The 10,868-nt window shown below is 64.9% G+C and carries 11 protein-coding genes and 1 tRNA gene; 9 read left to right on the forward strand and 3 right to left on the reverse strand.

What is annotated here, in order from left to right; genetic code table 11:
- The 3 genes from ACE039_RS13935 to ACE039_RS13945 all read left to right on the forward strand — a co-directional run.
- A partial coding sequence (locus tag ACE039_RS13935; protein ID WP_485822624.1) for a YeaH/YhbH family protein occupies positions 1-682 on the forward strand: 682 nt, incomplete at its 5' end.
- Positions 679-2,232 (forward strand): SpoVR family protein, encoded by a 1,554-nt coding sequence (locus tag ACE039_RS13940; protein WP_485822625.1) that lies wholly within the window; start codon positions 679-681, stop codon positions 2,230-2,232. The genes ACE039_RS13935 and ACE039_RS13940, both read left to right, overlap by 4 nt.
- A gap of 139 nt (positions 2,233-2,371) precedes the next feature.
- Positions 2,372-2,462 (forward strand) — tRNA-Ser (locus ACE039_RS13945).
- A gap of 126 nt (positions 2,463-2,588) precedes the next feature.
- On the opposite strand, the gene ACE039_RS13950 is transcribed toward ACE039_RS13945, so the two are convergent.
- Positions 2,589-2,960, reverse strand: coding sequence for a hypothetical protein (locus ACE039_RS13950; protein WP_485822626.1), 372 nt, complete (start codon positions 2,958-2,960; stop codon positions 2,589-2,591).
- Between the two features lie 207 nt (positions 2,961-3,167).
- Here ACE039_RS13950 and ACE039_RS13955 point away from each other — a divergent pair, with 207 nt between their 5' ends.
- Both ACE039_RS13955 and ACE039_RS13960 read left to right on the forward strand, forming a co-directional pair.
- The gene (locus tag ACE039_RS13955; protein ID WP_485822627.1) at positions 3,168-5,030 is read left to right on the forward strand and encodes a PhoX family protein; all 1,863 of its coding nucleotides are present in this window, start codon (positions 3,168-3,170) and stop codon (positions 5,028-5,030) included.
- A 277-nt stretch (positions 5,031-5,307) separates the two neighbouring features.
- Positions 5,308-5,973 (forward strand): DsbA family oxidoreductase, encoded by a 666-nt coding sequence (locus ACE039_RS13960; protein ID WP_485822628.1) that lies wholly within the window; start codon positions 5,308-5,310, stop codon positions 5,971-5,973.
- A gap of 108 nt (positions 5,974-6,081) precedes the next feature.
- Here the strand turns inward: ACE039_RS13960 and ACE039_RS13965 are convergent, their stop codons facing one another.
- On the reverse strand, positions 6,082-6,312 hold the full coding sequence (locus tag ACE039_RS13965; protein WP_105559289.1) for a hypothetical protein: 231 nt from the start codon (positions 6,310-6,312) through the stop codon (positions 6,082-6,084).
- Between the two features lie 247 nt (positions 6,313-6,559).
- Here ACE039_RS13965 and ACE039_RS13970 point away from each other — a divergent pair, with 247 nt between their 5' ends.
- From ACE039_RS13970 to ACE039_RS13980, 3 genes are all read left to right on the forward strand, one after another.
- The gene (locus tag ACE039_RS13970; protein WP_485822629.1) at positions 6,560-7,489 is read left to right on the forward strand and encodes an NUDIX hydrolase; all 930 of its coding nucleotides are present in this window, start codon (positions 6,560-6,562) and stop codon (positions 7,487-7,489) included.
- A gap of 82 nt (positions 7,490-7,571) precedes the next feature.
- Positions 7,572-8,456, forward strand: a complete 885-nt coding sequence (nadC, locus tag ACE039_RS13975) for a carboxylating nicotinate-nucleotide diphosphorylase (RefSeq protein WP_313463662.1) — start codon at positions 7,572-7,574, stop codon at positions 8,454-8,456.
- A gap of 79 nt (positions 8,457-8,535) precedes the next feature.
- Positions 8,536-9,522 (forward strand): tripartite tricarboxylate transporter substrate binding protein, encoded by a 987-nt coding sequence (locus ACE039_RS13980; RefSeq protein WP_485822630.1) that lies wholly within the window; start codon positions 8,536-8,538, stop codon positions 9,520-9,522.
- A gap of 70 nt (positions 9,523-9,592) precedes the next feature.
- Here the strand turns inward: ACE039_RS13980 and ACE039_RS13985 are convergent, their stop codons facing one another.
- Positions 9,593-10,285, reverse strand: coding sequence for a tellurite resistance TerB family protein (locus tag ACE039_RS13985; protein WP_485822631.1), 693 nt, complete (start codon positions 10,283-10,285; stop codon positions 9,593-9,595).
- 159 nt (positions 10,286-10,444) lie between these two features.
- On the opposite strand from ACE039_RS13985, the gene ACE039_RS13990 reads away from it, so the two are divergent.
- Complete coding sequence (locus ACE039_RS13990; RefSeq protein ID WP_332008051.1) at positions 10,445-10,843, forward strand: OsmC family protein; 399 nt, start codon at positions 10,445-10,447, stop codon at positions 10,841-10,843.
- The last annotated feature ends 25 nt before the right edge of the window (positions 10,844-10,868 follow it).

Genomic DNA, 10,868 nt, shown 5'->3' on the forward strand with positions numbered 1-10,868 from the left:
GGCGCGGGCGGGGGGCGCCCCCGCCGCCGAGATCCGCACGCTGGAGCAGGACGTCGAGGACTGCCGCGAGCGCCTTGCGCGCGTGCCGTTCCTGGATGACCTGGATCTGCGCTACCGCAACCGCGTGTCCGTTGCCATTCCGATGGCGCGCGCGGTCATGTTTTGCCTCATGGACGTGTCCGGTTCCATGGACGAAGGCAAGAAGGACCTGGCCAAGCGCTTCTTCACGCTGCTGTACCTGTTCCTGTCGCGCAAATACGAGCACGTGGACCTGGTATTCATTCGCCACACGGACAACGCCGAGGAAGTCGACGAGCAGACGTTCTTCTACGATCCCAAGAGCGGCGGCACCATCGTGCTGTCCGCGCTGGAGTTGATGCGCGAGATCCTTGAAAAGCGCTATCCGCCCGCGGGGTGGAACGTCTACGCGGCGCAAGCCAGCGACGGCGACTCGTTCGGGGCAGACGCGGGCAAGAGCGCGCGTTTCCTGGCCGAGCACCTGCTGCCATCGACGCGTTATTTCGCCTACATTGAAATTCCCGACTCGCAAGAGGCTCGCAAGAGCAGCCTGTGGGCCGAGTATGAACAGAAGCTGGAGCCGCATTTCGTCATGCGGCGCATCTGCGACCGGGGCGAGATCTTCCCCGTGTTCCATGACCTGTTCAAGAAGGAGACCGCATGAATGCCATCGTAGGTGCTCTCGTGGAGCCGGAATCGGCCAGCGGCGCGCGGCCGATCTCCCAAGGTTCCGAATGGACGTTCGAGCTGATCCAGTCCTATGACGAAGCGATCTCCAAGGTCGCGGCGGAGTTCGGGCTGGACACCTACCCGAACCAGATCGAGGTCATCACCTCGGAACAAATGCTGGACGCCTATGCGTCGGCGGGCCTGCCTATCGGCTATCCGCACTGGTCGTACGGCAAGGAGTTCATCCGCAACGAGCAATACTACCGCCGCGGCATGCAGGGGCTGGCGTACGAGATCGTCATCAATTCCAACCCTTGCATCTCGTACCTCATGGAAGAAAATTCCATGACGATGCAGGCGCTGGTGATTGCGCATGCCTGCTACGGGCACAATTCGTTCTTCAAGGGCAACTACCTGTTCCGTCAGTGGACCGACGCGGATGGCGTGTTGGACTACCTGGTGTTCGCGCGCAAGTACGTGATGTCGTGCGAAGACCGCTACGGCATCGATGCGGTGGAAGCGCTGCTGGATTCCTGCCATGCGCTGTCGCATCATGGCGTGGACCGCTACAAGCGCCCGACGCCCATGTCGTTCAAGGGCGAGGCCGCGCGCCAGGCCGAACGCGAGGAACATGCCCGGCTGCAATACAACGATTTGTGGCGCACGCTGCCGCGTCTGGAAGCCGACAAGGACACGCGCGCCGAGGCCTCGGTGTTCCCGCCTGAACCCGAAGAGAACCTGCTGTACTTCATCGAGAAGTACTCGCCCAAGCTTGCACCATGGCAGAAGGAACTGGTGCGCATCGTGCGCAAGGTCGCCCAGTACTTCTACCCGCAGTCGCAGACCAAGGTCATGAACGAAGGCTGGGCCACGTTCTGGCACTACACCATCCTGAACCGCCTGCACGAGAAAGGCCTGGTGGACGACGGCTTCATGATGGAGTTCCTGCAAAGCCATACCAACGTGGTCAGCCAGCGCGGCTTCGATGAACGCGGCTATGGCGGCATCAATCCGTATGCGCTGGGCTTCGCCATGATGTCGGACATCCGCCGCATCTGCGAGGCGCCCACGCCCGAGGACCGCAAGTGGTTCCCGGACATAGCCGGCGGCGATTGGGGCAAGACGCTGGACTTTGCGATGCGCAACTTCAAGGACGAGTCCTTCATCTCGCAATACCTGTCGCCGCGCCTGATCCGCGAATTCCGCTTTTTCGCGATTTCGGACCATCAGTCGAATCCGAAGCTGGAAGTGGCCGCCATCCACAACGACGAGGGCTACCGCGACATCCGCCGTCTGCTGGCCGCGCAGCACAACCGCGATAATCAGGTGCCGGACATCCAGGTCGTGCGCTTCAATCGCGATTCCGACCGGTCGCTGGTGTTGCGCCATCTGAAGAGTCGCGGCCGGCCGTTGGCGGGCGACGATGCCGAGCAGGTGATGAAGCACCTGGCGCGTCTGTGGGGCTTCAAGGTCCGGCTGGAAGAGACCGAGCCGGACGGCACGGTCAGCTCGTACCGCGAACAGGAAGCGCCGACTGTGACGTAGGCGCTCCGCCCAGCGAGAAGGGACGCCTAGTGCGTCCCTTTTTCTTTGCCGACTTGTGGTGCCTGCCCGGATTCTGCTAGAATCGCGGATTCGCAAATTTCGTAGTGGTGTTTCTGACCCACCCCGACGTTAGCAATTAGGACAGGTGGCCGAGCGGTTGAAGGCGCACGCCTGGAAAGCGTGTATACGTCAAAAGCGTATCGGGGGTTCGAATCCCCCTCTGTCCGCCAAGAATGTTTAAAAGCCCCTGACTTCGAAAGAAGTCAGGGGCTTTTTGTTTTTCGTCGATCATGCGCGTGGGCGAGCAGGGACGAGGGCAGGGGCGAGGGCAGCAACGAACAGCGCTCGTGCCCGGCTCATGCCGCCTCTGTATTTCGGCGCCGCGCGTTGCGCGAGAAAATCACGCTGATGGATTGCGCGGCCGTTCGCTTGATCGTCACGTCTGCTGCCGGTTGGCCGAGTTGGAGTGCGCTCAAGCCCAGCACCCACAACGGCCCGATGAGCGGAATCGCGCCGAGGATGTCGAGACGCAGGTGCGCGAACGGATTGGCGGGCTCATCCACGACACGGCTGGTCAGCCCTGCCTTGGCGATCGTTGCTTGCGCGTACTGCAGGGTGCGGTCCATATTCAGGACATTCTCAAGGAAGAAGTTATCGCGCTTGCCGAGCAACGACTGTAGTTCGTCGTCGCTCAGCCTGTTCATGAAGTAGGTGCGCAAGATAGGCATGAAGCGTCCGGCAGCGGATAGGTCGTCGATACGTTAGACGAAATCCGGGCCGGTCGCGATGGTTGGCCGTGGCGCCCGTGATGAAGGATTCATCAGAACGTCTCAAGTCTGTCACATCGGTCTCGTAATCTCTCAGCCGTTCGTCAGCCAACTTTCAATTTGCTGACAAATGGCTTGTCCTATCCTTCGTCAAACCAAGAGACTCAGATGTCCTACCTTACAGACAAATTGCGTGCGCCCTACCGTGAAGCCCGGGGGGAAGTGACTGTTCCCGGTCAGATGTTCGACGAGATCGTCGCCGCCAATCCCACCCGCCGCACGTTGCTGAAGAACAGCTTCGGGCTGTCGGTGCTGTCGGTGTTCGGCGTGTCGGCATTGGCCGGCTGTAGCAGCGATGACGACAATGACGATCCGGCGCCGACGCCTGAGCAACCCGCCCCCGAGACGCCCGCCCCGACGCCCGAACCGGGCCTTGACTACTCCGTGACGTTCAAGCCGTTGGGCGACAAGATCGTTGCCGACACGGTGACGGTTCCGGAAGGCTACGTGGCCGAAGTGCTGTATTCGGCCGGCGACAAGTGCGTGATCGGTTCTGCCGGCTACATGGGCGTGCCGCAGTCGTACCCCGCTACCGAGACGCAGTCCGGCGGCCAGCATGACGGCATGCATTTTTATCCGCTGGAAGGGGTGGACCCCAACCAGGGCGGCCTGCTGGTGCTGAACCACGAGAGCCTCGACAACAGCACGCTGGACGTTACCGTCGAAGGGGTGAAGACCCGCCTGTCCAACGTGGGCGTATCGGTCGTCGAGATCGCGCGCGACAAGGACGGCAAGTGGGCGGTCAAGACGGATTCCCGCTACAACAAGCGCTATACGGGCAACACCGTCTACAACGTGGGCGGCCCGGCCGCCTCGGTGGTCGGCGCGACCGTCGTGGGCACGCTGAACAACTGCGCCAGCGGCAATACGCCATGGGGCACGTACCTGACCTGCGAAGAGACGACCGACAACTACCTGGACCCGACGCAAGCTGAAACCGGCTATGGCTGGGTGGTCGAGATCGACCCCAGCACCCCGGGTTCGACCGCCGTCAAGCGCACGGCGATGGGCCGCTTCGACCACGAGAACACGGCCTTCATGGTCGATGAGAACAACCGCGTGGCGTTCTACATGGGCGACGACGGTACGCCGGGCTGCATCTACAAGTTCGTGCCCAGCAAGCCGTATGACCCGGCCAACCGCGCCAACAACAGCAAGCTGCTGGACGAGGGCACGCTGTACGCGGCGCGCTTCAACGATGATGGCAGCGGCAACTGGGTGGAACTGACGGTTGGCAAGAACAACCTGATCGTGGGCGCCATCGATCCGGGCAACTACACGCAGGTCGCTCCGACCGACGTGCCCACCAACACGCTGATCGATTTCAACAGCCAGGCCGACGTGCTGATCAACACCAAGGCCGCTGCCCGGGTGGCCGGCGCGACGTTGATGGACCGTCCCGAGTGGATCACGGTGGGTGTGGACAAGACGGTTTATTGCACGCTGACCAACAACAGCAGCCGCCGCCGCACCAACGCGGCCAACCCGCGCGAGACCAACCGCCACGGCCACATCGTGCGCTGGAACGAGCGCGGCAATTCGCCGTTGGCCACCACGTTCGAATGGCAACTGTTGCTTTTGGCGGGTCAGGATGCCGCCGACGGCGCAGCGTCGAACATCACCGGCAACATCAAGGGCGACGAGTTCTCCAGCCCTGACGGCATTCGCGTGGATCCGAAGGGACGCCTGTGGGTGCAGACCGACGCCGGCACGGGCACCAGCGTCACCAGCATCTTCGGCAATAACTCGATGTACTACATCGACCAGAAGACGGGCGAGTCCAAGCGCTTCCTGGTGGGACCGCTGGGTTGCGAGATCACCGGCATCGCCTACACGCCGGACCTGACGACGTTCTTCATCAACATCCAGCATCCCAATGCTGCCTGGAACACGGTGCGGGCTGGCGGCGGCGACGCGCGTTCGGCGACCGTGGTGGTGCGCCGTCAGGATGGCAAGCCGGTAGGCGCCTAAGGCACCTGAAGGTACTTAAAGCACCTTCAGGCGCTTAACGCGCCTGGCGCACGGGGGCCTGGAATAGGCGGAGGGTTCCTCCGTCTTTCCAGGCCGCCTGCGTTTCAGTTTTCGAGTTTGACCGCGCCGTCGTAGAGCGCTTTGCCATTCCGGCGCAACGATCTGGTCGCCGCTGATGAAGGAATTTCGTGCGGTGGTGATGGGCGGCGTGCGCTAGCTGGGGCACAAGAAGATGATTTACTCTCTGGGGTATCGACAATCAATTCCGGAGTAAACCATGGCCAAGATCACGATCGATTTCGTGTCCGACGTCGCCTGCCCGTGGTGCGCGGTAGGCCTGGGAGGGCTGTTGGAAGCGATGCGCCGGCTGGAAGGCACGGCGGATGTCGAGCTGCATTTCCGCCCGTTTGAACTGAACCCCGACATGCCTGCCGGCGGGCAGAACACCATCGAACGGCTGATGGCGAAGTATGGCTACGACCGCGAGCGCGTGCAGGCCAATCGCAAGGTCATCAGCGAGCGGGCCGCCGCCGTGGGCATGCCCATGCGCATGGACGACGACAACCGTTCCTTCAACACCTTCGATGCGCATCGGCTGATCCACTGGGCCGGCCTGCAAGGCCAGGCGCAACAGATCGCGCTGAAGAAAAGCCTGCTGCAGACTTATCACTATCAGAACCGCGACACCAGCGATGCGGACGTGCTGGCCGAAGCCGCACGCGACGCCGGCCTGGACGAGGCCGCCGCGCGCGACGTGCTGGCCACCGGCCGCTACACGGACGAGGTCCGGGCGGAAGAGGAGGAATGGCGCAAGCTCGGTATCACGTCGGTGCCGTCGGTGATCATCAACGGCGAATACCTGGTGTCCGGCGGCCAGCCGCCAGACACGTTCGAGCAGGCGTTGCGCCAGGTCGCCTCGGAAAGCAAACCGGTGGCAGGCTAGTCAACCGAACGCTGCCCGCGACGTGTCCGCCAGGCATGGACGATCGCGTCAGCCCGGCCGCGTAGATGCCAGGCGGGTGCGGCCCGCCCGGCCGCGGCCATCATGCGGTCAGCCTTGGCGATTCTCGTAAGAGGTGTCCAGCACGTCGTCCTCCGGCGTGATGATGCCGGGTTCGCCGGGCTCTTCGATGGCGCGTCCGCGCCGGGGCATGCCGGCGACCATCTTGCTCTGGTCCGGCATGGGCATGATGCCCGTGCCCTTGCGGGGATCGGCCGCCTGCGGCTTTTCTTCACTGGCCGCGGGCTTTTCAGTGACGGTATCAGGGGCGGTCTTCAACATGTCGGTGACTCCGCGTAAAGCGGCGCGTCCCAGGATGGCGACGCGCCTGGATGTGCTTTTTATCTTAGGCCGCCGCGCGGGCATTGCGGTGGATTGCGCTGTCACGTTTGCAAGGGGCTGTTGCAGGGACGGAACCTTATAATTCGGTTCGCTCCTTCGGTTCGCGCCTCGCGCCTCGCGCCTCGCGTTCGGCGATGGCGCGCGGCTTGCTCCTTTTCCCTCTCCTCTTTCTGCCTCCACGCCCAACTTGACCGAATCCGTCGAACGCTCCGTCCATGCCGAACTCGTTGCCGTGCTTGTCGCGGTGACCCATGGCGAACCGCGTGTGCTGACGACGGACGATGCCCGGGCCTTGCCGGCCGGGCCGTTCGAACTGTCTCACCGGTCGCTGCAGGCGGGCCTGCGCGCGTGGGTGGAAACGCAGACGCATCATCCGCTGGGCTATGTCGAGCAGCTCTATACCTTCGCCGACGGCGACCGTTCCGACGAGTCGGGCGCGCGGGTCATGTCGGTCAGTTATCTGGGCCTGACCCGCGAGGCCGGCGAGACCGGTGTGGCGCAGGTGGGTTGGCAGGACTGGTACCGCTATTTCCCCTGGGAAGACCGCCGCGCGGGCACGCCGGCGCTGGTCGAAGAACAGATCGTGCCGCAGTTGGCCGCCTGGTGCGAAGACAGCGCCGATGCCGCCGTGCGCGCGCGCCGCCATCAACGGGCGGCCATCACCTTCGGGCTGGAGGGCGCCGCCTGGAACGAAGACATGGTGCTGCAGCGCTACGAACTCCTCTTCGAGGCGGGGCTGGTGCCCGAAGCCGCGCGGCGCGGCGGTGGCCGCGCGGCGCTGCCGGGTGAACCGATGCGGCATGACCATCGCCGCATCCTGGCCACCGGTATCGCCAGGCTCCGAGCCAAGATCAAGTACCGCCCCGTGGTGTTCGAACTGATGCCCGCGCAGTTCACCTTGCTGCAGTTGCAACTGGCTGTCGAAGCACTGGCCGGCCGGGGCCTGCATAAGCAGAATTTCCGCCGCCTGATCGAGCAGCAGGCGCTGGTGGAGGAAACGGGCGAGATGGCGACGGGCACGGCGGGGCGCCCGGCCAAGCTGTTCCGTTTCCGCCGCGATGTGCTGCTTGAGCGCGCGATCGCCGGTAGCAAATTGCCCTTGTCACGCACGCTTTGACGCTTGACAAGGCTTATGCTCGTCTTTAGCATAAGTGGTGCGCAATTTGTGCGCGCCTTTTTTTAACTCATAAATACTCAAAATGAGCATTAATCCTGAAGCGCCTGTGACTGCCTCCCGCCTGGCTGTCCCTCCCTTGCCGGACGTCATGCTGGACCCGCTGGTGCGGGCGGCGTTGCTGGAAGACCTGGGCCGCGCGGGCGACCTCACCACCGATGCCATCGTGCCCGCGGACGCCATCGCCGAAACCCGTCTCGTGTCCCGCCAGGAAGGCGTGCTGGCCGGCCTGGACCTGGCTCGCCTGGCGTTTCGGGCCATGGACCCGGCCATCGAGTTCGCCGTGACCCAGCGCGATGGCAGCGATTTGCGGCCGGGCATGGAGATCGCCCGGATACGCGGCAACGCCCGCGCCATGCTCACCGCGGAGCGCGTGGCGCTGAACTTCCTGTGCCACTTGAGCGGCGTGGCTACCGCCACCGCCTCCATCGCCCGCGCGATCTCGGCCCACGGCGCCCGCGTGACCTGCACGCGCAAAACCATGCCGGGCCTGCGCGCGGTGCAGAAGTACGCGGTGCGCGTGGGTGGGGGCAGCAATCACCGGTTCGGCCTGGATGACGCCGTCCTGATCAAGGACAACCACATCGCGCTGGCGGGGGATGTGGCCACGGCCGTGCAGCGCGCGCGTGCCGGTGTCGGGCACATGGTCAAGATCGAATTGGAAGTGGACACCCTGGCGCAGTTGGAAGTGGCGCTGTCGCTGGGCGTGGACGTGGTGTTGCTGGACAACATGAGCCTGGAAGACCTGCGGCGCGCCGTCGCCATGGCGCGAGGCCGCGCCATCACGGAAGCGTCGGGCCGCATCACGCCCGAAACGGCCGCCGAGGTGGCGGCGACCGGCGTCGACCAGATCGCCGTCGGCTGGTTGACCCATAGCGCCAAGGTCCTGGACATCGGTCTGGACGCCTGATTCCTTCCGCCGGCTTGGCCGGCTTTCTTACGACACGGCGCGCCGACAGGCGCGGCCGCGGCGCTTACAGGCCCGCAACATGAAACGTCTGCTTCGACCCTTCCTTCCGCTGTTCGTGCTGTCGCTGGCAGCCTGCGGCAATTCGCCTTCGGGCGAAGCCACCGGTGACGCGTCCTATCCCGCCCACCCCATCACCATCGTCGTGACGTTTCCGCCAGGCGGCGGCACCGACCTGCTGGCGCGCCGCATCGGCGCCAGCCTGCAAGAGCAACTGGGCCAGCCGGTGGTGGTGGAAAATCGCCCCGGCGCCAGCGGCAACATCGGCGCGCGCATCGTTGCGGAAGCGCCGCCCGACGGCTACACGCTGTTGATGGTGAACAGCTCGTTCGCGATCAACCCCGGGGTCTATCGGAATCTGGGCTTTGCGCCCAAGCGGGATTTTTCCGCGGTGATCAATGTGGCGTTCGTGCCGTCCGTCTTCGTGGTGCCGGCGACTTCGCCGCTGCGGACGATGGACGAGGCGCTGGCCGCGGCGCAGGCGTCCAAGCCGCTGCCGTTCGCGTCTTGCGGCAATGGCACGCCGCAGCATCTGGCGGGCGAGATGCTGGCGCGCGCGACGGGCGCGGTGTTGCAGCATGTGCCGTACAAAGGGTGTGGTCCCGCCTTGACCGACGTGACGGCGGGACAGGTGGCCATGGGTATCGTGACGGCGTCCAGCGCCGCGCCGCTCATCGCCGCGGGCAAGCTGCGCGCATTGGCCGTGACGTCGCCGGCGCGCTCCCCGCTGATGCCCACCGTGCCGACGGTGGCCGAGCAGGGCGTCGCGGGCTATGCGCTGGACCAGTGGCACGGCTTGCTGACCCCGGCCGCCACGCCGCCCGCGGTGGTCGACAGGTTGAATGCCGCCGTGGCGAAGATCGTGCGCAATCCGGAGGTACAGGCGTCGCTGCGCGAGCAGGGCTTCACGCCGGCCAGCAGCACGCCGCGCGAATTTCAGAAGATGATCAATGCCGACATCGACCGCTACACGGCGTTGACGGAATCAATCGGGCTGCGGGCGGACTGATCCGGCTGGGCGGGGGGGCATCCTGAACCCCGCCGCTTGTCCGCCGGACTGCCGCATCGCAACGGGCCGGTCAGGCGACAGCCGTCTTGGCGTGCTGCTCCAGCTGTTCCTTCAGATCGGGCGCCAGCTTGAGCTGGCGCGCGAGTTCGTCCAGGTACGCGCGCTCCATATAGCTTTCCTCGTCCACGACGAGCAGGCTGGCCAGATACATCTCGGCTGCCATTTCCGGCGTCTTGGCCGACTGGGCCACGGCGGCCGGGTCCAACGGGCGGGACAATTCGGTTTCCAGCCAGCGGCGGTCCTGGGCGTCGGAGGACAGCTTGGCCAATTCGGTTTCCAGCAGGGTGCGCTCTTCGGGGCCGATGTGCCCGTCGGACTTGGCTGCGCCGATCATGGCGGTCAGGACGGCGGTGCTGTGCTGCTCGGCCTCTGGGGCGGGCAGGCGGTCAAGCGTCTGCGGCGGCGTGGCCGGCGCGCCGCCCGCCTGGTTGCGCTGCCAATCGCCATAGGCGCGATAGGCCAGCGCACCCAACGCCGCCATGCCGCCGTACATGGCGACTTTGCCGCCGATCTTGCGGGCTTTCTTGCTGCCCATCAGCAGCCCCAGGGCGCCTGCGCCCAGCGCGCCGCCGCCCAGTCCGGTCAGGAACGAACCCTTGCCCCCGTTCGAACCGCCGGTCGCGCCTTGTACGCGGTTGGTGGCGTCGGAAAGCAGGCCTTGGCCCGATTGCAGCAATTGATCAAGAAGTTGTCTGGCGCTCATGCGGCCCCCTTTTGTCTGTGCGTGAATCGCGGATAGGGATATCCGACCAGCCGCATGCCAATAAGTTCAGGTTTCCGTCAGTAAGCGCAAGTCTCGGCGGATGCTACAAGGTGGCATGGGCGTCCGCGACGGGCGCTCGTTCCCCTGGAGATCCCACCCATGAGTATCCGCGTCCGACAGAATGCGCCCAACACGTTGCAGTTCACCGCCACGGCCGAGAGCCATGATTTGCCGCTGGCGATGCCGCAGCCGCAAGGCGAAGGCCCTGATCCGCACGACTATTTCGATACCGCGCTGGGCGGCTGCAAGGCGATGACGCTGATGGTCTACGCGCAGCGCAAGGAACTGCCGCTGGAATCGGTAGGGGTGGAAGTGGTGCGGGACGCCAGCGAGGAACGCAAAGGCGTCTATCGGCTGACGGCCAAGCTGACCTTGCACGGAGAGCTGTCCGACGCCCAGATCGATGAGCTGCTGGCGGTGGCCGAGAAGTGCCCGATCCACAAGCTGATGACGGCGGTGGACGTGCAGGTGTCCACGCTGGTGGTGCGGCCGGCCTGATCGTGGCCGGCCGGGGGGGGGGCGG

Source organism: Achromobacter maghribensis, assembly GCF_057334215.1.

Excerpts from the sequence above, each read along its gene's own strand:
- ACE039_RS13940 (WP_485822625.1), top strand. The coding sequence starts at position 679 with ATGAATGCCATCGTAGGTGCTCTCGTGGAGCCGGAATCGGCCAGCGGC.
- ACE039_RS13950 (WP_485822626.1), bottom strand. The coding sequence starts at position 2,960 with ATGCCTATCTTGCGCACCTACTTCATGAACAGGCTGAGCGACGACGAA.
- ACE039_RS13955 (WP_485822627.1), top strand. The coding sequence starts at position 3,168 with ATGTCCTACCTTACAGACAAATTGCGTGCGCCCTACCGTGAAGCCCGG.
- ACE039_RS13960 (WP_485822628.1), top strand. The coding sequence starts at position 5,308 with ATGGCCAAGATCACGATCGATTTCGTGTCCGACGTCGCCTGCCCGTGG.
- ACE039_RS13965 (WP_105559289.1), bottom strand. The coding sequence starts at position 6,312 with ATGTTGAAGACCGCCCCTGATACCGTCACTGAAAAGCCCGCGGCCAGT.
- nadC (WP_313463662.1), top strand. The coding sequence starts at position 7,572 with ATGAGCATTAATCCTGAAGCGCCTGTGACTGCCTCCCGCCTGGCTGTC.
- ACE039_RS13980 (WP_485822630.1), top strand. The coding sequence starts at position 8,536 with ATGAAACGTCTGCTTCGACCCTTCCTTCCGCTGTTCGTGCTGTCGCTG.
- ACE039_RS13985 (WP_485822631.1), bottom strand. The coding sequence starts at position 10,285 with ATGAGCGCCAGACAACTTCTTGATCAATTGCTGCAATCGGGCCAAGGC.
- ACE039_RS13990 (WP_332008051.1), top strand. The coding sequence starts at position 10,445 with ATGAGTATCCGCGTCCGACAGAATGCGCCCAACACGTTGCAGTTCACC.